The 21,907-nt window shown below is 59.8% G+C and carries 26 protein-coding genes; 7 read left to right on the top strand and 19 right to left on the bottom strand.

The genetic code is table 11. The features are described from left to right. From Q4Q11_RS22790 to lgt, 5 genes are all read right to left on the bottom strand, one after another. The coding region (locus Q4Q11_RS22790; RefSeq protein WP_498570905.1) for a hypothetical protein at positions 1–717 on the bottom strand (717 nt) is incomplete at its 3' end. A gap of 55 nt (positions 718–772) precedes the next feature. Continuing rightward, a complete protein-coding gene (locus Q4Q11_RS22785; protein ID WP_498570904.1) occupies positions 773–1,924 on the bottom strand; it encodes a M24 family metallopeptidase in 1,152 nt (383 codons plus the stop codon). A 1-nt stretch (position 1,925) separates the two neighbouring features. Continuing rightward, positions 1,926–2,753 carry a peptidoglycan editing factor PgeF gene (gene pgeF, locus Q4Q11_RS22780; protein ID WP_498570903.1) on the bottom strand — a complete coding sequence of 276 codons (828 nt, stop codon included), beginning with the start codon at positions 2,751–2,753 and terminating at the stop codon, positions 1,926–1,928. A gap of 89 nt (positions 2,754–2,842) precedes the next feature. Beyond that, positions 2,843–3,940, bottom strand: a complete 1,098-nt coding sequence (locus tag Q4Q11_RS22775; RefSeq protein ID WP_113337270.1) for a class I SAM-dependent methyltransferase — start codon at positions 3,938–3,940, stop codon at positions 2,843–2,845. A gap of 76 nt (positions 3,941–4,016) precedes the next feature. Next, positions 4,017–4,904, bottom strand: a complete 888-nt coding sequence (gene lgt, locus Q4Q11_RS22770; protein WP_112505958.1) for a prolipoprotein diacylglyceryl transferase — start codon at positions 4,902–4,904, stop codon at positions 4,017–4,019. Between the two features lie 264 nt (positions 4,905–5,168). On the opposite strand from lgt, the gene Q4Q11_RS22765 reads away from it, so the two are divergent. The 4 genes from Q4Q11_RS22765 to Q4Q11_RS22750 all read left to right on the top strand — a co-directional run bounded on the left by Q4Q11_RS22765 (position 5,169) and on the right by Q4Q11_RS22750 (position 7,524). Next, complete coding sequence (locus tag Q4Q11_RS22765; protein WP_112505955.1) at positions 5,169–5,429, top strand: accessory factor UbiK family protein; 261 nt, start codon at positions 5,169–5,171, stop codon at positions 5,427–5,429. A gap of 390 nt (positions 5,430–5,819) precedes the next feature. Next, complete coding sequence (locus Q4Q11_RS22760) at positions 5,820–6,320, top strand: type III secretion system chaperone family protein (RefSeq protein WP_041677603.1); 501 nt, start codon at positions 5,820–5,822, stop codon at positions 6,318–6,320. Between the two features lies 1 nt (position 6,321). Continuing rightward, positions 6,322–7,161, top strand: coding sequence for a pyrroline-5-carboxylate reductase (gene proC / locus Q4Q11_RS22755; RefSeq protein WP_498570902.1), 840 nt, complete (start codon positions 6,322–6,324; stop codon positions 7,159–7,161). A 21-nt stretch (positions 7,162–7,182) separates the two neighbouring features. Continuing rightward, the gene (locus tag Q4Q11_RS22750; protein WP_113216595.1) at positions 7,183–7,524 is read left to right on the top strand and encodes a tRNA-binding protein; all 342 of its coding nucleotides are present in this window, start codon (positions 7,183–7,185) and stop codon (positions 7,522–7,524) included. A 32-nt stretch (positions 7,525–7,556) separates the two neighbouring features. On the opposite strand, the gene Q4Q11_RS22745 is transcribed toward Q4Q11_RS22750, so the two are convergent. The 6 genes from Q4Q11_RS22745 to Q4Q11_RS22720 all read right to left on the bottom strand — a co-directional run bounded on the left by Q4Q11_RS22745 (position 7,557) and on the right by Q4Q11_RS22720 (position 12,491). Further along, positions 7,557–8,138, bottom strand: a complete 582-nt coding sequence (locus Q4Q11_RS22745) for a DUF1349 domain-containing protein (protein WP_112505946.1) — start codon at positions 8,136–8,138, stop codon at positions 7,557–7,559. A 12-nt stretch (positions 8,139–8,150) separates the two neighbouring features. Then, positions 8,151–9,533: an ATP-binding protein gene (locus tag Q4Q11_RS22740; protein WP_112505944.1), complete on the bottom strand. Its 1,383-nt coding sequence runs from the start codon at positions 9,531–9,533 to the stop codon at positions 8,151–8,153. 23 nt (positions 9,534–9,556) lie between these two features. Continuing rightward, a complete protein-coding gene (locus Q4Q11_RS22735; protein ID WP_112505941.1) occupies positions 9,557–10,258 on the bottom strand; it encodes a response regulator in 702 nt (233 codons plus the stop codon). A 79-nt stretch (positions 10,259–10,337) separates the two neighbouring features. Beyond that, complete coding sequence (locus Q4Q11_RS22730; RefSeq protein ID WP_498570907.1) at positions 10,338–10,808, bottom strand: MarR family winged helix-turn-helix transcriptional regulator; 471 nt, start codon at positions 10,806–10,808, stop codon at positions 10,338–10,340. Between the two features lie 535 nt (positions 10,809–11,343). Beyond that, positions 11,344–11,607, bottom strand: coding sequence for a hypothetical protein (locus tag Q4Q11_RS22725; protein ID WP_112505935.1), 264 nt, complete (start codon positions 11,605–11,607; stop codon positions 11,344–11,346). Between the two features lie 245 nt (positions 11,608–11,852). After that, entirely contained in the window at positions 11,853–12,491 is a 639-nt protein-coding gene (locus Q4Q11_RS22720) for a DUF1236 domain-containing protein (RefSeq protein WP_112505933.1), read from the bottom strand. 246 nt (positions 12,492–12,737) lie between these two features. Between Q4Q11_RS22720 and Q4Q11_RS22715 the strand changes: the two genes are divergently transcribed. Further along, complete coding sequence (locus tag Q4Q11_RS22715; RefSeq protein ID WP_113337293.1) at positions 12,738–13,382, top strand: MBL fold metallo-hydrolase; 645 nt, start codon at positions 12,738–12,740, stop codon at positions 13,380–13,382. A gap of 30 nt (positions 13,383–13,412) precedes the next feature. On the opposite strand, the gene Q4Q11_RS22710 is transcribed toward Q4Q11_RS22715, so the two are convergent. The 5 genes from Q4Q11_RS22710 to Q4Q11_RS22690 form a co-directional block, all read right to left on the bottom strand. Beyond that, the gene (locus tag Q4Q11_RS22710) at positions 13,413–13,943 is read right to left on the bottom strand and encodes a DEAD/DEAH box helicase family protein (protein ID WP_498570901.1); all 531 of its coding nucleotides are present in this window, start codon (positions 13,941–13,943) and stop codon (positions 13,413–13,415) included. Positions 13,944–14,103: 160 nt separating this feature from the next. Continuing rightward, positions 14,104–14,532: a BA14K family protein gene (locus Q4Q11_RS22705; RefSeq protein WP_498570900.1), complete on the bottom strand. Its 429-nt coding sequence runs from the start codon at positions 14,530–14,532 to the stop codon at positions 14,104–14,106. Between the two features lie 148 nt (positions 14,533–14,680). After that, the gene (locus Q4Q11_RS22700; protein ID WP_004116423.1) at positions 14,681–14,896 is read right to left on the bottom strand and encodes a cold-shock protein; all 216 of its coding nucleotides are present in this window, start codon (positions 14,894–14,896) and stop codon (positions 14,681–14,683) included. A 497-nt stretch (positions 14,897–15,393) separates the two neighbouring features. Then, positions 15,394–16,284 carry a DMT family transporter gene (locus tag Q4Q11_RS22695; protein WP_498570899.1) on the bottom strand — a complete coding sequence of 297 codons (891 nt, stop codon included), beginning with the start codon at positions 16,282–16,284 and terminating at the stop codon, positions 15,394–15,396. Positions 16,285–16,384: 100 nt separating this feature from the next. Next, the gene (locus Q4Q11_RS22690) at positions 16,385–17,530 is read right to left on the bottom strand and encodes a PQQ-dependent sugar dehydrogenase (protein ID WP_498570898.1); all 1,146 of its coding nucleotides are present in this window, start codon (positions 17,528–17,530) and stop codon (positions 16,385–16,387) included. 518 nt (positions 17,531–18,048) lie between these two features. On the opposite strand from Q4Q11_RS22690, the gene Q4Q11_RS22685 reads away from it, so the two are divergent. Then, entirely contained in the window at positions 18,049–19,251 is a 1,203-nt protein-coding gene (locus Q4Q11_RS22685) for a pyridoxal phosphate-dependent aminotransferase (RefSeq protein ID WP_113216336.1), read from the top strand. 140 nt (positions 19,252–19,391) lie between these two features. On the opposite strand, the gene Q4Q11_RS22680 is transcribed toward Q4Q11_RS22685, so the two are convergent. After that, on the bottom strand, positions 19,392–20,489 hold the full coding sequence (locus Q4Q11_RS22680) for a calcium:cation antiporter (RefSeq protein WP_113216337.1): 1,098 nt from the start codon (positions 20,487–20,489) through the stop codon (positions 19,392–19,394). 231 nt (positions 20,490–20,720) lie between these two features. Here Q4Q11_RS22680 and Q4Q11_RS22675 point away from each other — a divergent pair, with 231 nt between their 5' ends. Next, positions 20,721–21,002: a DUF2188 domain-containing protein gene (locus Q4Q11_RS22675; protein ID WP_112505914.1), complete on the top strand. Its 282-nt coding sequence runs from the start codon at positions 20,721–20,723 to the stop codon at positions 21,000–21,002. Here Q4Q11_RS22675 and Q4Q11_RS22670 read toward each other — a convergent pair. Both Q4Q11_RS22670 and Q4Q11_RS22665 read right to left on the bottom strand, forming a co-directional pair. Continuing rightward, positions 20,950–21,165 carry a hypothetical protein gene (locus Q4Q11_RS22670; protein WP_498570906.1) on the bottom strand — a complete coding sequence of 72 codons (216 nt, stop codon included), beginning with the start codon at positions 21,163–21,165 and terminating at the stop codon, positions 20,950–20,952. The two genes, Q4Q11_RS22675 and Q4Q11_RS22670, sit on opposite strands and share 53 nt — an antisense overlap. A gap of 120 nt (positions 21,166–21,285) precedes the next feature. Then, positions 21,286–21,907 (bottom strand): LysR substrate-binding domain-containing protein (locus Q4Q11_RS22665; protein ID WP_498570897.1); only part of this gene is annotated, 622 nt, incomplete at its 5' end.

Below are 21,907 nucleotides of genomic sequence, written 5' to 3'. Positions count from 1 at the left end.
GTCCCAGACGTAGGTCACGGAGATCTGCGGGCCATCTTGGAAGGCGGAGAGATAGCCTTTCAGGATATACGCGGCGCTGGAATCGCTTGAGCTCTTGATGGTAAGGCCGAGCGAGCGGGCGTCGGCGCCGAGCTGGCGCGAAAGCGGCGTGACGGCTTCGACGGGAGCGCCGATGATAGGCAGGAAACGGATGCTGTTGCCGCCGGCCGGATTGGAAGGCGGCAGCGATGCCTGCCGTTGATCCGGCTGCTGTTGGTCTGGCTGAGGGTCTTCGGCAGCCTGCTGTTGCTGTCGAGGTTGCGGATCGTCCGACAGGCGCCGGTCGGCCTCGCGCTGCTCATCGGTCTCCGAAGGCTGATTGCCGACCGGAGCGATTGAAGCGGTCCGAGAGCCGTCGAGAGGGCGGGAGGCGTAAGGATTGGTGCCGTTCGACCTCAGTGCGGACGCTTGCTCGTCGAGCGTGCCGCTCCCGCCGTAGCTTTGCGGCTGGTATGCCTGCTGCGAGGTCTGCTGCTGGTAGCCGTAGCTGTCCTGCGTGTCCTGAGGGACCTGACGGCGTTGCGGCGCGGAGGCCATGCGCTCGACATCGCGCTGCGTAACAGGGCTCGAGCCGGCATCGCCGATGGCCTCGGGCGGCGTCAGGGCGTCCGTGGTGTTGCAGGCGGAGAGCGCGAGGCAAAAGCCGGCGACAGTCAACGTTATCCTGACCAGTCCCATAGACGCGATCCTTTCTCCCGACGGGCTTACCGTCCAGGATCGCTATCTTACGCCCCTAACGGTTAAGAAATTCGAGAGGGTGGCGGGAAAGGGCTTTCGGAGCCTGCGAGGTCGTCAGATAGGTCTGTCCGAGGGTCATGGCGGTGCCGCTGTCGGAATCCATGATGATCATGTGCACGAAGAGCGACATGTTCTCCTGAATCTCCAGCGGATTGCCCATATGGAACATCTCGTGCTCCATCCACGAAGGCGAGAACCGGGCGCCAAGAGAGTAGCCGCAGGCGTTCAGCCGATGGCGGGCAAGGCCGCGCTCGTCCATGATCCTGGCGTGCATATCGAAAACATCGCCGAAGGTGTGCCCGGGCATCAGGATCGTTTCGATCGCCTGCAGCGTTTCCAGGCAGGCGCTGTAGAGCTCGCGGTGGCGATGGCTGGGAGTGCCGATGACGATCGTGCGCATCATGGCCGCGTGATAGTGAGCGTCGACGCCGGCCCATTCCAGCGTCAGCTGGTCATCGGCATCGAGCTTGCGTCGGCCGGACCTGTAGCGGCAGAGCAGGGCTTCCGTCCCCGAGCCGATGATGAATTCGTTGGCCGGGTAATCGCCGCCGCCGGCAAAGACGGCGCCCTGCATGGCTTCGAGAATATCTGACTCATCCACGCCGGTCTTGACCAGGGAGAGCGCCGCGTCCAGGGCACCGTCGGCCAGTGCCGCGGCGCGTTCGATGTGGGCGATTTCTGCGGGGCTCTTGGTCAGACGCAGGCGGCTGATGAGATAGGAGGCGTCGACGATCTGGCCGAAACTCGCCAATTGCTGGTCGAGCAGCCGGGCGATGCGGCCCGTCATGCCGTGAGTGTCGTATTCGACGCCGATACGGGCACCGAGCAGATCGAGATCGGACAAGAGCTCCTTGAGATCGAGCGTCGGATCGGCGTTGACGCGATCGACCCAGATGCGGATGTCGGTGATGACCGAGGTCAGCTGCGCCTGGCGCAGATCGGCCGAGCGCGTCATCAGCGTCAGAGATCCATCCGCCTTGATGACCAGCGTCTGGAAGAAGCAATAGCCGAACGTATCGTAGCCCGTCAGCCAATACATGCTCTCTTGTGCGAAGAGCAGCATGGCATCGAGCTTTTCCTCCTGCATTCTCGCCAACAATCGTGCCAGGCGAGCATCGAATTCGCTGCGTTCGAAATGCAGGGCCATATTAGGTTGCCTCCCCGATAGCGATGGCGGAAATCTGCCGTCCGTAATCCGGCTCCTTCGCATGCGTCGTACGCCGATAGGAGAAGAATCGCTCCTTGTCCGGATAGGTGCAGAGGTTCAGGCTTTCCGCCGTAACGCCAGCCTTGCGCAGGCGATCGATCGTCAGGGACGGCAGATCGAACATGGCATGGCCGGCCCGCGCGGATGACGCGAAATATTTGGCATAGTCGGGATCGCAAGCGAGAAAGCGCTCGACGAATTCGGGGCCGACTTCATAGCTCGCCTGGCTGATCGAGGGACCGAGACAGGCAATGATTGCCTCGCGCTTTGCGCCGAGCGCCACCATTGCATCGATCGTGTTTTCAAGCACGCCGGTCAGCGCGCCCTTCCAGCCGGCATGGGCAGCGCCGACGACACGGTTTTCCGGATCGGCGAAGAGGACGGGGCCGCAGTCGGCGGCGAGCACGCCGAGCACGATGCCCGGCGTGGCCGTCACCATTGCATCGGCCTGCGGCCGGCTGCCATCGTAATTCGCCTTGATGGTCACGACATCGGGCGAATGGATCTGATGCACGGTGGCGAGCTGTTCGACAGGCAGGCCGAACCAGCCGGCAACCCGGCGGCGGTTTTCCTGCACATGTTCACGATCGTCATGCGAACCAAGGCCGACGTTCAGCCCGCGATACAGGCCTTCGGAGACGCCGCCGGCACGGGTGAAATAGCCGTGGCGAATATTGGCAGCCTGGGCGGCGCTCAAAAGCGTGCTTGCAAGTGGTGTCGGCAACGAGAGTGTCCCTTGATATCCGGTATGGCGTGTCGTGCTTGACATAACGCAGCCGCGGCGAAGCAGTTCGATTTGACCGGGATGTTGGCCCAGCCCGGCGCGCGCTGTCAATCCGCAGGATTGGTGATCAAGCTTCAGCTAATGGGACGAAAGGGCAGGAGATCGATCGCCGGGCTCGATATTGCCAGCGCTTTGAAGAGTTCTCCCATCTTGCCTTCGCCGGCACCTGCGAGCCGTTCCACGGCAATGCGGATATTCTCCTGGGTCGCCGCATCCTGATCACGGCCGAGCGCCGCAGCCCGCTCCAGCAGGCCGAGCCCGATCAGGAAATCGCCCTGATGGCAGCAGCCGTTGATGTGCATGCCGGAGGCGAGGGCGGTTTGCGCCAGATGCTGGAAATCGACGTGGCTGGTGAGGTCTGCCTCACCGGGATGCTCCAGCGGCGGATCGTATTCATGCATGCGCACGGCCTGCAGCGTGTCGCCGAAGCTTGTGGCCATGTGACCATAGTCGATGGCGAGTGCCGTGCCGCCATGGGCTGCCAGCCTGTCGCAGATCGTCGTCATAACGGCCTGGCGGGCCGGCGCGATTTCGAAAATCGTGCCGATCGGAGGAAGCGCGCCCTCGGGAAGAAGCGCCGGATCGAGCGTGGCGATGCCTGCCGTAAAGGCCAGTTCGTCGCTCACGTCGAGGCCGACCGTGCGTTCGCGGAAACCGTTGGCGGTGCGGACGAACTGGCGGATGGGAATGGCGTCGAAGAGCTCATTGGCGGCGAGCAGGGTAAAACCCGCCGGCACTTCGCCGAAATCCGTGTGCCAGGAGATTTTTGCGCCGTAGGTTTCGAGCGTCTGGCGCTGGAAGCCCTGCAGACGCTCGCTGGTTTCGACGAGATGCACCGTCATCACATCGTAGAGCGGCGGCGCCAGCTTGCCGATGACGCGCAGCATGTCCGACATCATCGTGCCGCGTCCCGGCCCTATTTCGACGAGACGTACCATGGCCGGCGTTCCATGCCGCTGCCAGGCATGCACCATGAAGACACCGATCATTTCGCCGAACAGCTGGCTGATTTCGGGCGCGGTGACGAAGTCGCCGGATTGGCCGAAAGGTTCACGCGTCTTGTAATAGCCATGCACCGGATCGGCGAGACACAGCGAAAAATAATCCGTGATGCTCAACGGCCCGTTCGTGCGGATGATGGCTTTGATTTTTTCCCCGAGCGCCGTCGTCATTCTTTGCTTTCGCTATTGCGTGACCGTGAAAGACTGCGAGCCATTCCCGCAAGGATCACGCGATATTAACCCCACCTCAAGCCATCTGCCTTGCCGCTGCCTGACGGGCGCGGATAACAGCCCAAAGGCCGATGGCGACCATCGGAAGCGACAGCACCATGCCCATCGTCAGCCAGTTCGTGCCGAGCAGATAACCGAGCTGCTCGTCAGGCTGACGGAAGAATTCGACAAAAATACGCGAGAAGGCATAGCCGATCACAAAAATACCGCTGACCGTGCCCGGCTTTTTCAGCGCCAGCGCCCAGCGGGTCAGAATGAAGAGCAGGAGGAAGAGAACAATGCCTTCGATGCCGGCCTCGTAGAGCTGACTGGGGTGGCGCGGATCGGGACCGGCGGGGCAGACCCCGTTATGGGCGGCGATCACATGCGGGCTGCAGAAGACCATCGCCCACGGAACGTCGCTGACCCGGCCCCAAAGCTCGCCATTGATGAAATTGGCGATACGGCCGAAAAATAGGCCGATCGGCGCGACGGCAGCAACGATATCGAACAGACTCCAGGCTGGGATCTGGTTGCGCCTCGCAAACAAGATCATGGCGATAGTCGTGCCTATTAATCCACCGTGGAAGGACATGCCACCATTCCAAACCTCGATGGCGCGGATCGGGTTAGCCAGCACGGGATCGAGGTCGTAGAAGAGGATATAACCGATGCGGCCGCCGAGAACGATGCCAAAGGCGACCCAGAGGATAAAGTCATCCAGATGCTGGCGCGTCATCGGTGCGGTATCGTTCAGCCAGAGCCTGCCGTTGTCGACCAGCCGCCTCGCATAGAACCAGCCGAGCAGAATACCCGCGACATAGGCAAGCCCGTACCAATGAACAGAAACCGGCCCGAGAGAGACGGCGACCGGGTCGATATCCGGAAACGGCAGGATGGCGGCGAGGTTGGCGGATGTCAGCAAGATCGTCAGGCCCGTTGCAGCATGATTCCCGAAAGCACCGTGCCATTCCGGAACAGGATCATGCTATATAGCTAAATGTGCGCGGAACATGGCGTTCGCTGTCGAAACGGTCAAGTCGATTGTTGATCCGCCCGAGATCATGGGGCGGGTTGTCCCGTCCTATCTCAATTCGCTTGCATCGGCCCCTTGGAAATCCTACCTCAGTACTATCTGGCCCATATCGATGCCTGACCGTTGAGGGCCGACGGCTGCAAGGAGATTGCCATGAGCACTGGACCGAACCGAATCTTGGATGAATTCGCCAAGCTGATGACCGATGCCGCCGGTGCTGCCCAGGGCGTGCGCCGCGAAATCGAGACCGCCTTCAATGCTCATGCCGAGCGCTGGCTGAACAGCATGGATATCGTCAAGCGTGAGGAGTTCGAAGCCGTCCGCGAAATGGCGATCAAGGCACGCGACGAGAACGAGGCGCTGCTGGCGAGAATCGAAGCGCTCGAAGCCAAGCTTGCTTCCAAGGGCGAATAAGCCCGGGCTTCTGTTTGCAGATCGGTGCGACACCCGTTTGCCGTGCCTTTTTCCTCTGAAAATTTCCGTCTGTTTTTCCACCTGTGGACATAGGCAAAAAAGCCAATCACCAGAGTCGGTTATGACTCCCTTCTGAATAGGCGTCGGAAGAGCTTTCCACAGTGGCGTTTCCAAAATCACCGTTCGGGGGCTGGCATGCCGGGCATGCCGCTATACACTGATTTTAAATGATGATTCGAAACGGACTTGGTAAGCCCCGGGCATGGTGGAAGCGTTAGTCTGGCAGCCGTTGAACATCATCCCGAGGATGTTTCCGGAGTAAAATTGTTTGCGTTCTTTCAGTGTCGAGCCACGGGAAAACTGCAACCGATCCGGTCAAGAAGGTGCTGCATGAGCCTTATGGAAATGGAAGCCGAACGACAATCGAATCCGGTCGACATGATCGAGTTCGTCGCTGCCAATAATGACTGGTCGTTCGAACGGTCCGGCGAGGACGAACTCGCCATGACCGTCGAGGGACGATGGACCGACTATCACGTCTCGTTCTCCTGGATGGAGGAGTTCGAGGCGCTGCACATAGCCTGCGCGTTCGATGTCAAGGTTCCGGATCCGCGCGTCAACGAAGTGATCAAGCTGCTGTCCTGCATCAACGGGCAGGTGCTGATGGGTCATTTCGATCTGTGGCGTCAGGAAGACATCGTCATCTTCCGCCAATCGCTGCTCTTGTCCGGCGGGGCCGAGCCCACCAACCGGCAGGTGGAGGTGCTGCTTTCCAACGCGCTTGACACCTGTGAGGCCTACTATCAGGCTTTCCAATTCGTGGTATGGTCCGGCCTCGATGCCAACCGCGCCATGGAAGCGGTACTTTTCGAAACGGTGGGCGAAGCGTGACATGACAGGTGAACAATCCGCCAACGCATTTGCGTCCTCCGGGCCGATCGTCCTGATCGGTGCGGGCAATATGGGTGGCGCGTTGCTGACGGGGTGGCTGAAGAACGGCGTGCCTGGATCATCGGTCATCGTCGTCGATCCCAACCCGGCCGATGCAATGCGGAAGACGATTGCGGATGCCGGCGCAAGCCATGTCACCGAGGTTCCGAAAGGCCTGACGGCGGGTGTTCTTTTCATCGCCGTTAAGCCGCAGGTCATGGATGCGGTTCTGCCGCCGTTCAAGTCTGCCATGGGCGAGGGGACCGTCGTCGTTTCCATCGCAGCCGGCAAGACGCTCTCCTCGCTTGAAGCTAGTCTGGGGGAAGCGGCCATGGTGCGCGCCATGCCGAACACGCCCGCCATGGTCGGGCGCGGCGTCACCGGTGCTTTTGCAAATGCGCGTGTAAGCGAACGCCAGCGGCAGCTGGTTCAAAGCCTTTTGAAGGTATCCGGTCCCGTCGAATGGGTGTCTGACGAAGCCGATATCGATGCCGTGACCGCAGTCTCGGGCAGTGGGCCTGCCTATGTTTTCTATCTCGTGGAATGCATGGCGGAGGCGGGCCGGAAGCTCGGCCTGCAGGCGGACCTCGCCATGCGGCTCGCACGGGAAACCGTCGCGGGGGCTGGTGAATTGCTGCACCAGTCTCCCGACGACGCTTCGCGTCTGCGCCAGAATGTGACTTCTCCCGGCGGCACGACCGCTGCAGCGTTGAGCGTGCTGATGGCGGAGGATGGCATGCAGCCCTTGTTCGATGCGGCTCTCGAAGCGGCTCGCAAACGGGCGCAGGAACTGGCCGGCTGAGTTTTCGACAAAGGGCAGGACATGGCGGAAGAGATCACCTACGGCGATTTCGAGAGGGTGGATATCCGCGTCGGAACGATCATCGAAGCCGAGACCTTTCCGGAAGCGCGCAAGCCCGCTTACAAGCTCAGGATCGATTTCGGACCGGAGATCGGTATCAAGCGCTCCTCCGCGCAGATCACCGTACATTATACGCCTGAAACCCTGGTCGGCCGGCAGGTGCTGGCCGTGGTCAATTTTCCGCCGCGCCAGATCGGGCCGGTGCGTTCCGAGGTACTGACCCTTGGTTTCGAAGACGAGTCGGGTGCGATCGTTCTAGCTGCGGTGACCCAGCCGGTGCCGAACGGCAGACGGATGATGTGAGCGACTTTCCTTCCGCCGTCGAAATGAAGGGGTCAGTGAATATCCCGTGATACCGGGTCTGTCAGGCTGAAATCGAGGAATTCCGCTTCGAAGCCTTCGCGCTGGGGCGAGCAGAAGGCCGGGCCGACCAAGACTTCCTCCAGCGTCGGATCGAACCAGGCGAGCCTTGCCATGCGCCACTCGTCCATCCGGTCGGTGCGGTATTGGATGAAGAGGGCGTCGCCGTTGCGCGTCACCCGTGCCGACATGGCGTCAAACTCGTGATCCAGCCGGAAGGCCGACCAATCGGAGTTGCCATTGGTGACGACGACGCTGAAATGCCTGGCGCCGTCGGTATATTCGATCCCGCATTTCACCCAGTGCCTGGCGTCATGGCGGATCATAAGGCCGGCCTGATCATAAAGCGCGTCATAGCGGCCGATGAAGGTCACCTCCGCCGTGAAATCGCCGCGGCGCGCCTTTCCAAGAAAATGACCGTCGTCATGGTGGAAGCCGTAATAGGTTTCCTGCCAGAAATCGGTCTTGTTGCCGGATCGGACGAACAATCGCCCCTGGTTCATTTCCCATACCGGCGGCGCATTGAGCCAATGCATGCCGTCAATATCGATCGGCATATAGTGTCTCCTTCAGGCAGGAATGCGGATGGTGGCGCGCAGGCCCCCGAGCGGGCTGTCGCCGAGCGTGACGTTGCCGCCGTGGCTGCGGGCAATGTCGCGGGCGATGGCAAGGCCGAGGCCGGTGCCGGACTTGTCGAGGTTGCGCGCCGAATCCAGCCGGAAGAACGGCTTGAAGACGTCCTCGCGCGCCTGGACGGGGATGCCCGGTCCGTCGTCATCGAAGACGATCGTCAGCCATTTGGCGCTATGCTTGGCCTCGACGCGCAGGCTGTTGGCATAGCGGCGGGCATTGGTGGCCAGGTTAGTCACCAGACGGGTAAAGGCGTTTGGCCGAACGGAGATTTCATCATCTCCTTCAATGGAGAAGCTCATGGACTTGTCATGCAGCGTGAAGTCCTGCCGGATCTTCTCGAGGATGTCGCTGAGCTTGAACTGCCCGACATCTTCTTCCGCCTCGCCGCGTGCGAAGGCCATGTAGCCCTCGAGCATGCTTTGCATATCCTCGACGTCTTCGCTGAGGCCGACGAGATCCGGATTGTCGCCGACAAGGGCGAGCTGCAGCTTGAAGCGGGTGAGAACAGTGCGCAGGTCGTGGCTGACGCCGGAGAGCATCGCGGTGCGCTGTTCGATCTGCCGCTCGATGCGCTCGCGCATCAGGATGAAGGCAAGGCCCGCGCGGCGTATTTCGTCGGCGCCGCGGGGGGAATAGTTTTCCAGCCGCTGTCCCTTGCCGAAGCTTTCGGCGGCCTGAGCCAGCGCCAGGATCGGGCGGATCTGGCCGCGCAGGAACAGGACGGCAATGCCGATCAGCACCAGCGAGGTGCCGACCATCCAGAGGATGAAGATATGCGTATTCGACGCGTATGTCTGGCTGCGTTTGGCGAAGACGCGCAGCACCTTGTCGGGCAGTTTGATGCGGATCTCGACCAGGCTGGAGTTGCCGACGGTATCGATCCAGAAGGGCAGGTTGATCTGGTCGCGGATTTCATCGCTCAGGATGCCGTCGAGGATCGAAAAGAAAGGCTTCTCGCCGGGCGGCGGCAGTTCGCCACCCGGTTCGATCGAAATGGCGAGATCCAGCTTCTGGCGTGCCATCTGGGTGATGGCGGAATAGTCGGCATCCTGCGGATACGTCTGGATGATGGTGATGATGGCGGCGATGTCGCGCGTGGTCGCCATCGACAGCCGCTGCGTCACCATCTGCCAGTGGCGCTCCATGAAGACGATGGTGACGACCGCCTGCAGGATGATCATCGGCAGAATGAAGATCAGCAGCGAACGCGCATAGAGACCGGTCGGCAGGATATAGCGACGCATCCAGCGCGAAAGCCACCGCAATCCATTGGACGGCGTATGATCTTGGTCGCGTCTGATCGAATCGAAGGTCACCATCACTTGGTCTCGCGGAGCCGGTCTCAGTCTATGCTCAGGCGGTAGCCGATGCCACGCACCGTCTGCAGCCAGATAGGGTTGGCCGGGTCGTCTTCAATCTTGCGGCGCAGCCGGTTGATCTGCACATCGATGGTGCGCTCGCCCACCTCGGCATCGTTGCCGATGAGTTCATGGCGCGGGATCGTCTCGCCGGCGCGCTTGGCGAAGAGCAGCATGATCTCCTGTTCGCGATCGGTAAGGCGGATGAGCTCCGCGGCCTTCTTGAGTTCTTTGCGCGTCAAGGAAAACGTGTAAGGCCCGAACATCACGAGCTCGATTTTCGGGGAATCGGCGGGAGCGTTGCGCCGCAGGATATTGTTGATGCGCAAAACCAGCTCGCGCGGGTCGAAAGGCTTCGGAAGATAGTCGTCGGCACCGGCTTCAAGGCCTGCGATACGGGAATCGGCTTCGGCAAGCGCTGTCAGCATTATGACTGGGATGTTCTTGATCGCCCGCAGGCTGGATGTGAGCGAGATGCCGGATTCGCCGGGCATCATCACATCCATGATGATGAGGTCGAAGTCCAGCCCTTCCAGCTTGCGGCGGGCCTCGGCGCCGTCGGCGGCGGCCGTTACCCGGAAGCCCTTCTCCATGAGGTAACGGTTGAGGAGGGCGCGGATACGCGTATCGTCGTCCACGACCAAAAGATGTGCTGCATCGTCCGAGATTGCTGCTTTTGTCGTCATTCGATCCGTCTCGATCCTGTCCTGCCCTTGAATATTGTCGACGTATTCCGTACCAGCCGCCGCGTGGCCTCAATTGTCGTCATTTCTCGGTCTGCATTCCCCTCAGGAAACGCTTCACGCTTTCGCGCGTTGCCTCCGATGCGCCCTCGAATGCCCGCTCAATGCGGCGCGATTGCGGCTCGGCCAGTGCCAGAGCCAGGTCGCGGCCCGATTGGGTCGGATACAGTTTGCGCTGCCGGCGGTCCTCTGGGCCGGCGACCTGGCGAATATAACCTGAATCGATCAATTGTTTGAGAACCCGCGCCAAACTCTGTTTGGTGATCTGCAATGTTTCCAGAAGGTCCGCAACCGTCATGCCGGGTTCGCGGTTAACGAAATGGACGACGCGGTGGTGAGCCCGGCCGAAGCCGCTCTTGATGAGGATCTGATCCGGATCCGACACGAAATCGCGGTAGGCGAAGAAAAGCAGCTCAATGATCTCGAAATCGATGCCCCCCGCATTCTGCATCGGCGCTGCCAGCAGCTCCGCCTTTGCCGCGTTTTGGCTCATCTGTCGTGACACTGTGGCATTTCCTTTCCAATTATGGTGCGTCCGCGAAATTTACGCAAAAATACGTCAGCTTTGTTGACATATTTTAACGTCACCCGCTGCTTTTGTACAATGGCATATGGCTCAAAAGAGGTGATCTTATTGGGAAATTAAGCGCGCGTCGGTGAAAACTTCAACAAATCCCGTATTTTTCCCGCCGCGCCTCGCGAATGCGACACAATGAGAGCAGTAGCCATTCGTGGAGCGGCGACGGATAATCCCGGCAGATCGGGAAGAGAGGCTTGTTTCGGCGTGTTGGCTTGAAGGCGGCCGAGCCTGCGAAAGCTTCGTTCAGCCAGAGTTCGCCGTCATCCTTCCAAGTTCAGAGGTTGCCGAGCGGCATGACGCAAATCTGAGGTGTTTCCGCTTTGAGCGGAGCCACGAAATTGCTCCATCTTTTTATTTTCACGCAATTGGGACCGCAGTTCCCAAGGGATTTGACGTGAACCCACGCAAGCCGGGCAGGCTGCGTTCTCCGGCTTGCGCGGCTTAATGCTTATGACTTGCGGCCGAGAACCGCGCCGACGATCGCGGAGAGCACGCCGCCGGCGATCAGCGAGGATATGCCTTGCGCAATGAGACCCGTAAGGGCTTCACTGCCGATCAGATTGAGGAGGACACCGCCGCCGAGGCCGCCAATGGCGCCGGCGATCGTTCTCGCAACGAGATTGATCCCGTCCTGCTTCAAAACGGCGCTTGCGGCGTTGCCGCCGATGGCACCGGCTATCAGTTGTGTGATGATAGGCCCGAGACTTTCCATGACTGCCCTTCTCCCAAAATTCCGGAGACGCTTCCGGATGCCCGCTCGCGGCCCCCCGGATCGATGCCAGGGAACGGCAATAATCCTCATTGATATTAGGATTACATCATGCATCGACAGGTGGAAATAGAAGAGCAACTCAAGCGGGAGAATTCCTCGATGATTCCGGGGGAAATCCGTTCCGCGAACATGCGGCCGCTCGGCCGCACGCAAAATTTGCCGTCTTTATCGCTCTTGCGAGCGAATCAGCGGTATACGTAGACGACGCGCCGCGAACCGGGATCGACCAGCACCGGTTGGTTGTTCATTTCGACGTAGCTGTACTGGTAGTCCGGAATGCGGTGTATCTCGACACTCTGCGGGACCGTGGCGCCGACGACCACATCGCCGTTCAGCTGGACGGTATCGACCGGATTGTCATCGATATACGTTCGAACGTTCTCAGGCGGGGTGATTGCAACGACATTGCCGCCGCTGCGATCAGCAGGGCCGAGCAATTGGTCGTTCGGACCTGGCTGCGCGGGCTGAACGCTGCCCGTCGTAATCGGGTCGGTCTGCTCGTAGGTGATCGTGGGGATGCCGAGATCGTCCCGGTGGTCCTGGACGACGACGGATGTGCCGTTCTGCTCGACGCTCAGATATTGCGCATAGACCCAGCCGCGCATGCCATTGACATCGACCCGGCACCAGCGACTGCCTTCGACGCAGCCATCCAACGTTGCCTCGGACCCGCGCGTTGCGACGCCGACCGTTGGAAATTCCGAGCCGGGACCTGAGCGAACTTCGATATCGGTGGCGGTGGTGGCGGACATCTCGGCCTGGGTCAAGCCTGCGCTGCCGAGAAGAACGAAGCCGGCCAGCAGGAGATTTCTTTTCAAGGACATTGGTTTTCTCCTTCTGTCTTGAAAGACTTATCCTCAACGCTTCGAGTGCCTGAGTGTTCCAGTTTGCCGGATGCGTCGGACTATCGTTCGACCGGCAGATAAATAACCACATGAGATAACCGGCTATTTTCGCGTATCAATGCGGCCGGTCTCCGGTGTTCGTGCTGCTTTAACGTGGCAGGGGCTGTTTTGCCTGGCGTTTGCGGCTATATCGGCAGCAAGACGATCAAACAGACGAGGCGCTCCATGGCCATGCTCCAAGCCGGCATCATCCCGGTAACCCCTTTCGAACAAAACTGCACCATCCTGTTCGATCCGGAGACGAAAGAAGGCGTCGTCGTCGATCCGGGCGGCGATGTCGATATCATCCTGCAGACGGTACGCGAGAACGGCATCACCCTGAAAGCCATCTGGCTGACGCACGGCCATATCGATCATGCCGGCGGTGCCGATGAGGTGCGCGAGGCGCTCGGCATCGAGGTGATCGGCCCGCATGAGGACGATCGCTTCCTGCTGGAGGATATCGAAAGCAAGGGCAAGATGTTCAACATCAGCGGTGTGCGCAACGTCACGCCGGATCGCTTTTTGAAGGAGGGGGACAAGGTTTCCTTCGGCGAGCATGAATTCGAGGTTTTCCATTGCCCGGGCCATGCGCCCGGCCATGTCATCTATTTCAACCGGAAGCAGGGCTTTGCCCATCTGGGCGACGTATTGTTCAATGGTTCGATCGGCAGAACGGATCTGCCTGGCGGCAATCATCAGCAGCTTCTGGAATCGATCCGCGACAAGGTCTTTCCGCTCGGTGACGAAGTCGGCTTCATTTGCGGGCATGGGCCTGGCAGCCGGATCGGCGACGAGCGTCGCACCAATCCTTTCCTGCGCGGGTTGTAAAGAAAGCGCGGGAAGCTTGCTCGCGCGCTATTAGCCGCTCTTTTGGCATTTCGAGAGGATATCGTCCACGACGCGGACGAGTGGTGCCGTCGCGTCGATGGTCACCGCATTCTTCGGAATATCTTCCTGCGCTGCGTGCAGTCGCATGATCACGTCTCGTTCGGCAGGCTTTCCGCCAAACTCGTCTTCCGGTCTGCTGGCGAGCCGGCTGTTCAGCGTTTCCAGATCGACGCTGAGGACGAAGACTTCATCGAACAGATCAATAAAGCGATGGAAATTCCTGGAGCCGCCGCAAAAGAAGGAGATTGGATGGCTTCGATCGGCGACGAGCGATTTGACTTTGCCCACATCCCAGAGATGATGCTTGTGCGCAAAGGCCATATCCGGAATGGGCTTATCATCGGCAGAGCCATCCAGCGGTTCGCCCGTTTCCGGATCGCCTCGATAAGCCAACTCCCGGTCGCCATGGATAACGTGGTAACCGCGCCGCTGCAGTTCGGCGGCGACTGCGGTCTTGCCAGTCCCTGAAACGCCTTCGATCAAATAGTTTCTGACGTCCATTGCAACCTAATCCGGAAAGCCTGCCCGCGCAGCCGGAAGCGGCGGCAGCGGTGGTGAAAAGAGCCGGTTTTGCAGCGCAAGGTATTTCGAATTTCAGTCAGAGGCCGGGCTCGAAGGTGGCGATTCCGTTCCCATTTCTCGAATAAACCGCGGCCGGAAATCAGTTGGCGGCGCAGAAATGACGCATGCCGTCATAGCCGACATAGGTGCCGGAACGGCTGTCGAAGCTTCTGTAGCGGTCGTAGCAATAGCGCATCCATGCGGGCGACCAGGGGCGCAGGCCGTAGGCCGGCGCCGGCGCATAGTAGCTGACGTCACGTTCGACATCGATGCGGCGCGGCGGCGGGCGGTAGTAGTAGGGCGGGGGAGGCGCATCGTAGTCCGGATCGGCATAGACCGGCCCCGGCTCGACATAGCGCGGCTGGCTAGCAATGGCGGAGCCGACGATCAGGCCGGTTGCGAGGCCGGCGGCGCCGAGCGCCCAGCCATCCCGGTTGTGATGATGCCAATATTCATCGGCGGAAGCGGCACGCATGGACGTGACCGTCAGTGCAGCGGCGACGGCGGACATGACGAGCGTTTTGGTCATTGGCCTATCCTCTAACGGAAGCGGGGCAAAAGTCATTCCCGCCCTTTCATCAGAGGCAAATTATACCGGGCAAACTGAATGCAGACTGAATGACAAAACCCGGCATCGCTGCCGGGCTTCAACTCGAATTTGATAGCCGTAAGGTGTCTCAGCCAGCAATCTGCAGGTTGACGGCCTTCGGCCCCTTGCCGCGGCGATCCGGTTCCGTGTCGAAGCTTACCTTCTGGTTTTCCGACAATCCTGCCAGACCAGAAGCCTGAACAGCAGAAATGTGTACAAAGATGTCCGCGCCACCCTTGTCCGGTTTGATGAAACCGAAGCCCTTATCGGTATTGAAAAACTTTACAGTGCCAGTCTCGGCCATGCCTCAGGTCCTTTTCTCTCTGCCCACCATCCACACGGGCAGCATTACTTCAGTTGCCCTTGCGGGCGCTTGCAGGCAGTTCTCGAAATTTGAAGGAAAAGGTCCCCGTAACTCGGCATGATCTCGATGCGATGCTTGCCACCCCGCTTCTCGACCAAGCTGACCGGAATATTAGCGTTTCCGGAGCGCAATTCTATTAGGACTTCCCATGCTCTAAAAATGCCCGAACACTGCCGAGAGTGCTGTTTTTATGGGAAATTGGCAAGCAAAAGTTTTTTAACGTGTCCGAACAGGCACAATACCGTAACGCGACTGTGCTAGCGCGATTCGCAAATTTTCCCACTTAGGAACAAGTTTCTAAGGTTTTTGCATCGCTCGCGATATAGTTTTGGCGAAATTTTCCCAAATCGGCAGCTGTGAACGGCCGTTTTCGGTTGTTCAAAAAATTTCGCCGAACCGTATGATCGAGCGGCTGAAAGCGTGCATTTCCGGCGTTTTTATGCTGTGACGCCGCGCCGGCGAGCCAATTCCGGTACCAGTTCCACCGACAGCATGGCTGCAAACATCAAGGCGCAGCCGGCATAGCCGAGCGGGCCGATGGTTTCGCCCAGCAGCAAAGCGCCGAGCGAGGCGCCGAACAATGCTTCCGACGATAGGAAGATCGCTGCCTGGGATGCGGTGGTGTAACGCTGGCCGATGATCTGCAGCGCGAAAGCGAGGCCGGAGGAAAAAACGCCGACATAGAGGATTTCGCCGAGGGCCGCGCGGATATCGGTCACGCTGATCGGTTCAATTACTATTGCGACGCCGAGAGCGAGGGCTGCGGTGACGGCAAATTGCATGGCGGAGATGCCGAGCGGCCGACCGGTTTCGTTGACTGCGGAGCCTGCAAGCGTGATTTGAGCCGCCCAGAAGAGTGCGCAGATGACGGTCAGGAAATCGCCGATGCTCAGACGCGAGAAGGAGCCGCCGGAAAGCAGATAGATGCCGCAGAGCGCCATTAATGCCGCAGGCCAGATGATCCAATGCGGTGCCCGGCGCAGGAAGATAACGGCGATCAGCGGCACGAAGACCACGTAAAGGCCGGTTATGAAGCTGGAATTCGTGACGGTCGTCGTCAAAAGGCCAAGCTGCTGGGTTGCCGCTCCGCCGAAGAGAGCGATGCCGATCAGCAGAAAGGAGAGCCAGTTGCGAGGCGTCAGCGGCTTCGCAGCCTTTCTATTCTCCATCCATACGAAGGGCAGGACGACCACGGTGGCCACGGCGAATCTGAGGCCGATGAACCAGAAGGGGCCGATCGCCTTCATCGCCGTCGATTGCGCCACAAAACCGCCGCCCCAGATCGCGGCGGCAAGCAACAACAACAAATTCGCCTGTATGCGAGACATATGCATCCTGCGGGAGGGAGGAAAGAGCAGGCGACCGTTAGCAGCTGCTTTTGCTTGCGGCAAGGGTGAAAGGCATCCAAACGGAACCCTTCCGGTCAACTCAGCTCTCGGCCCTCGATATACGGAGGAGGGCGCCATGGCTCTCGTCGGTCGTGATCAGCAGGGCGCCGTCGGGCGCAACGGTGATATCGCGCAGGCGGCCGAACTTGCCCTTGAACATGCGTTCCTGTTCCGAAATCCTGCCCTTGTCGTCCCGGCTCAGTCGTGACAGCAGTTCGAACTTCAGTGCGGTGACCAGGAATTCGCCGTTCCATTCCGGAAACATCTTCCCGCGATAAACGGCGATGGCGCCGGGCGCAATCGATGGGTCCCAATAGAAGCGCGGCTGTTCCATGCCAGCCTTTGCGGTGCCTATCCCGATTTTCGTGCCGTCATAATTGACGCCGTAGGAAATGACCGGCCAGCCGTAGTTCTTGCCGGGTTCGGGCGTGTTGATTTCGTCACCCCCCTTGGCGCCGTGCTCGGCCGTATAGAGTTTGTTCGTCTGGCTGTCGAAGGTGATGCCCTGAGGATTGCGATGGCCCTTCGTCCAGATTTCGGGAAGGGCACGCTTTCCGTCCCTGAACGGATTATCGGCAGGGATGCTGCCATCTGCTCCGATATGGATGATGGAGCCGGCATCGTCGTGAAAATCCTGCGCGCGATCCTGCTGGAAGCGATCGCCAAGGCTGACAAAAAGGCTGCCGTCGCGGGCGATCGCGATGCGCGAGCCGTATTGGAGATTTCCGCGCGATAGCTTGTTCATTACGAAAATGCGCTTCACGTCGGTCAGCTGCTTTTCGTCGGGTGACAGTCTGGCGCGGAATACCGCCGTGCCGCTTCCGCCGGCGCCGGCCACCGAGGCGGTGAAATAGAGGGTGCGATTGCCGGAGAAATTCGGATCGAGCTCCACGTCCAGCAGGCCCCCTTGACCATGTGCGTAAACCTTGGGGACGCCTGAGATCGGAGCGGAAATCTTGCCGTCACGGATGAGCCGCATGCTGCCGGGCCGTTCGGTCACGAGATAGGCGCCATCGGGCAGCACGGCGACCGCCCAGGGATGTTCCAGTCCGGCCGCGACGGTCTCGACCTTGACGTCGACCTTTTGCGTCTTGATGGTCTCGGCGGGTTCTGCCCGCACCGACGTTGCCGACAGAAACGCGCAGGCCGTCAAGGCGATCGAAAATCCCGCTCTGCCAGGGCGCATCTGTTTGACCTCCCAATGGGCTCGCTTTTTGCAAGGTGGGACCGTTCGGTTGCCATTCAAGGCTGACCGCGGAGCCGATAACGTCTTTGTGTTCTCGCTTCCGACGAGCGGCAGCTTGCCGGATCTCCCAATCGTGTCGGCTGGCGGAGACTTTGCCGCGGAAGATGTATCCGACCAGGGCCGCAGAAAACGAATATCGAGGAAGTGACTGATCCATAATGGAAAATTCCGCCATCTTCATAATCTGATTCAGGTACTTCGCGTAATGATTCAGGTTTGAATGCCTTTGGGCGCCTGGCTGCGATTGATCCGGCCCAGGCAAAAATAGCGTGCCGGCTCTTTCGGACAGGCTTCTAGCCGGATAAGAAAAGCATGCGCGCGCCGCGCGGAAAGCCATGAAATAAAGCCACTGTGACGCCTTTGTGCTTGAAACGTCGGTCCATATTCGACATAGAGCTTAGCGCAGAAATCTGGTCCACAGGCTTTCTGCCATTTTCAACCGAATAGGACCGATCACCATGGCCTTTCTTGCCGACGCTCTTTCCCGTGTAAAGCCTTCTGCCACCATCGCCGTTTCCCAGAAAGCGCGCGAGCTGAAAGCAAAAGGACGCGACGTGATCGGCCTCGGCGCCGGTGAGCCGGATTTCGATACGCCCGATAATATCAAGACGGCCGCCATCGACGCGATCAATCGCGGCGAGACGAAGTACACGCCGGTTTCCGGCATTCCGGAACTGCGCAAGGCGATCGCCGCCAAGTTCAAGCGCGAGAACAATCTCGACTATAGCTGGGAGCAGACGATCGTCGGCACCGGCGGCAAGCAGATCCTGTTCAATGCCTTCATGGCGACGCTGAATCCCGGCGACGAAGTCATCATCCCCACGCCTTACTGGGTTTCCTACCCGGAAATGGTGTCGCTGTGCGGCGGCACGCCGGTTTTCGTCGCGACGACGCAGGCCAACAACTTCAAGCTTCAGCCTGCCGATCTTGAAAAGGCGATCACGCCGAAGACCAAGTGGTTCATGTTCAACTCACCGTCCAACCCGTCGGGCGCCGCCTATTCGCATGCCGAGCTGAAGGCGCTGACGGACGTGCTGGTCAGGCATCCGCATGTCTGGATCCTGACGGACGACATGTACGAGCACCTGACCTACGGCGAGTTCAAGTTCGCCACCCCGGTCGAGGTCGAGCCGAGCCTCTATGACCGCACGCTGACGATGAACGGCGTGTCGAAGGCCTATGCGATGACCGGCTGGCGTATCGGCTATGCCGCCGGTCCGCTGCAGCTGATCAAGGCCATGGACATGATCCAGGGCCAGCAGACCTCGGGTGCGACCTCGATCGCCCAGTGGGCTGCCGTCGAGGCGCTGAACGGTCCGCAGGACTTCATTCCGCGCAACAAGAAGATCTTCGAAGGCCGCCGCGATCTCGTTGTCTCGATGCTGAACCAGGCAAAGGGCATTTCCTGCCCGGTTCCGGAAGGCGCTTTCTACGTCTATCCGTCCTGCGCCGGCCTGATCGGCAAGACGGCTCCGAGCGGCAAGGTCATCGAGACGGACGAGGATTTCGTCTCCGAGCTGCTGGAATCGGAAGGCGTTGCCGTCGTGCACGGATCGGCTTTCGGCCTCGGCCCCAACTTCCGCATCTCCTATGCGACCTCGGAAGAGCTGCTCGAAGAAGCTTGCCGCCGTATCCAGCGCTTCTGCGCTGCCTGCAAGTAAACTGCCGACGACAACTTAAATGAAGAGCCTGCCAGAGATGGCGGGCTTTTCATATTCGCGCGGCCGAGTCGGCTTCATCAACCGATTCAAGCGCTTCGCAATTTGAATCCGCCGGCCGGCGCAAGTCTTTGGAATCAGACTCAAAGACCGAGCGTGGTCAGCATGATGAAGGCGGCGAAAAGGATGAAGTGGGTCATGCCCTCGATGGCGTTGGTTTCACCGTCGTTGAGGTTGATGGCGGCGACGATCAACGTGATCATCACCATGACCGTCTGCGCCGGCGACATCGCCATGATGAAGGGCTGCCCTGTGTAGAGCGCGATCGCCTCCATGACAGGCACCGTCAGGATGACGGTCGAAAGAGACGCACCCAGGGCGATGTTGACCGTCGCCTGCATGCGGTTTCTGAGTGCCGCGCGCAGAGCGGTCAGAATTTCCGGTGCGGCCGAGATGGCGGCAACGACGACTGCGGCAATGGCGGGCGGCGCTCCTGTGTCCCTGAGGCCCGTATCCATGAAGGTCGACATGAACTCGGCGAGCGCGCCGATCAGCACGACGCCGATCAGAATGGTGCCGATGGAGGCTGTCGTGGACTCTTTCTCGTGATGTTCTTCTTTCGCCGCAGGCTTCTTTTCGGTGCGCGGATAGCTGTAGCTGAAGAAATAGCTGTGTCTGCCCACCTGCATGCGCAGGAACAGCGCGTAGAGCGCGATCATGGCGACGATGGTGAAGGCGGAATAATAATGCCATTTCGCACCGGGAATGAATTCCGGCACGATCATCGAAATGCCCATGGCCGTCAGGATCATCACGCCGTAGGTTCGGCTGGAATCGTCATTGTAGGGCTGCTCGCCATGTTTCAGCCCGCCGAGAAGGGCGGCAAGGCCGAGGATGCCGTTAATATCGAGCATGACGGCAGCGTAGATGGTATCGCGCACCAGCGTCGGCGAAGTTTCCCCGCTCATCATCATGGCGAGGATGATGACTTCTACGGCGACGGCCGACAAGGTCAGGATCATCGTGCCATAGGGATCTCCGACCTTGACGGCGAGGGTTTCGGCGTGATGCGCAACACGCATGGATGTGAGCACGATCGTGGCGATCAATGCCGCTGCGGCGACCAATGACGCCTTTTGTCCCATTTCGAGCACGGAATGCTCGCCAAGATAGGCAACGACGGCAATCGCCAACGCCGCGAACAGGGCCTTCTCCTGCCTGAACCAATTTGCTGTACTCACTGTCCTACCTTTGCGCCGATTTACGGTTGCACTCTAAATCAACGATTTGGCACATCAAGCTTGCCGTGTAAGAGGGCGATTTGCAGTCCGCGGCGTTTAATGAAATACTGCGCAAATAGGTGTCTGCCCAACCCACAACGTCGCGGCATACTCGAAACCCGTCTCATATGCACGCGATCCTGCCGGTAGCGTCCGGATCCGAAGGTCTTGGCAGATGAGAAGGAGGTTTGAATGGTCAAGGTCGTTTACGAAATCGTACCGCATGATGGTGGATGGGCTTATCGTTTCCGTGACGTTTATTCGGAAGCGTTTCCGACACATTCCGAGGCGGTGGAAGCAGCCAGAATCGTGGCGGCCGAGCAGCAGGTCGGGGGCGACTCTGCCGAAATCAGCTGGCAGGACGAGAGCGGCAAGTGGCATGAGGAATACGCCGATGGCGGCGACCGGCCGGAAACGGAGGTCATCGATGGCCAGGTGCATTTCCCGCCGGTCGATACTGCCCCGGGCGCTTAGCCTTTCTGCTTGTCTGACGCCTTTTCTGTGATCGCATCAACGAAGTGACGTTTTTCGGCGGTGTAGCGATCGCATCATGCCGATGAGGCTCAGCCAGTCCCGGTTTCAGCGGGGCATAGGCTGCCGCCTTTGCCGGGTGCCTCCGAAGATAATCGCGAAAGATCTTCGGCGCTCGTGCGTCTGGTTGTCGGGGGGCAGCGATAGGCCGGCTCCGGTGGCTTGGCCTTGCGTCGCTTCGGAGAGATCTGCGGAGCCGGCACCAGTTCCACCACTGTTCCCATGGTCAAGATCCACTCTCCGCGTTGTTTCCTTTGATGTAATCAAGCAGACCCGTGACGAGGGCATCGAATGTCACACGGCAGCGTGGTGAAGTCTTCAGGTTTTCATGCATGACGATCCAGGTGTCGATCTCTACCTCTATCTCGGGCAACAGTTGCGCGAGGTTCGGATCTCGGCTCGCCAAGGGGATTTGATAAAAGCTGATGCCGATGCCGGCGCGCAGGGCGTTATGCAGAGCGATGCTGTGATCGGAACGAAAGTTGAAGGAGATGCCTTCGAGCATCGGATAACGCTTCAGCATCATGCGGATATAGGCGGTCTGGCGATCGAAGCCGATGAGCTTGTGCCCGCGCAATTCCTCGAGAGTTTCGGGCTTGCCGTGCCGTTCGATATAGGTGCGGTGGGCGAAGAGGCCGAGAGAGATGATGCCGATATGTCGGGCGAGCAGTGCTTCTTGCGCTGGCGCGACCATACGCACGGCGATATCGGCCTCGCGCTGCAGCAGGTCTTCCACCGTATCGGAGGCCGAAAGCTCCACGATCAGATCGGGATATCTTGCCTGCAATCCGGCAAGGATCGGCGGCAGAACTTCGGTGCCGATGACCTCGCTCGCGCTGATGCGCACC

This window comes from Rhizobium sp. UFLA01-1127 (assembly GCF_059803845.1).
The sequence above is the reverse complement of the archived record's forward strand: the minus strand, read 5'-3'. Positions and strand labels throughout refer to the sequence as shown.